The organism is Veillonella sp. VA139, assembly GCF_003992005.1.
Taxonomy (GTDB): domain Bacteria; phylum Bacillota; class Negativicutes; order Veillonellales; family Veillonellaceae; genus F0422.
Genome location: NZ_RQVL01000064.1, coordinates 1 through 612, shown reverse-complemented (window position 1 = coordinate 612; position 612 = coordinate 1). Strand labels below are relative to the sequence as shown.

1 protein-coding gene is annotated in these 612 nt (G+C 42.2%); it reads right to left on the bottom strand.

The genetic code is table 11. The features are described from left to right. On the bottom strand, window positions 1–612 hold a 612-nt coding region (locus tag EO125_RS09925; protein WP_164726515.1), incomplete at both ends, for a hypothetical protein.

Below are 612 nucleotides of genomic sequence, written 5' to 3'. Positions count from 1 at the left end.
ATGTCAATGATTCGTTGAGCTTGGTATTTCCAAGTTTACTATCAATTTTAAACATAGCATCTACTAAAGAGATTAGACCATGTGCTTTTTCTTCATGGAACATATCGGATTTACCATGAAGCTCGTTCATCTTCTTCTTGATTTCATTATAGATAGCGTCGACATTTTCTTCATTAGCTTCCTCAACTAATTCTCTTGCCAAATCCCATCTTTCAAGAATTCTTTGGTTAATCTGTTGCTTTTGAAGGCTATTGTTTGTAGAGGTTCCACTGTTATCATTCCGCCCCCGAACATGAACTTGTTCCAAACTACCTTGCAGTTGTTCGCTTTGGCGTCGAGTTGCATTTCCGCCATTTGTTTCAACTTCGCTGTTACCACTACGTCCTCCATTGTCCAGTTCCAACGTCTTTCCTTGAAGCCCAGACTGCATGTCGGATGGTCCCCTGCCTCGTTGATGTTCGGAGCCACTTCCTTCATTTCCTTCCAAAGAATCTCTTGTTGCTCCTTCGTGAACTCTTTCCCCGATGGCGTTTTCCCCAGTGGATACAGGTACTCGAATATCTCCCTCACTGTCTCCCATCTGATGTTTGATATTTTCATAATCTGCTTTCC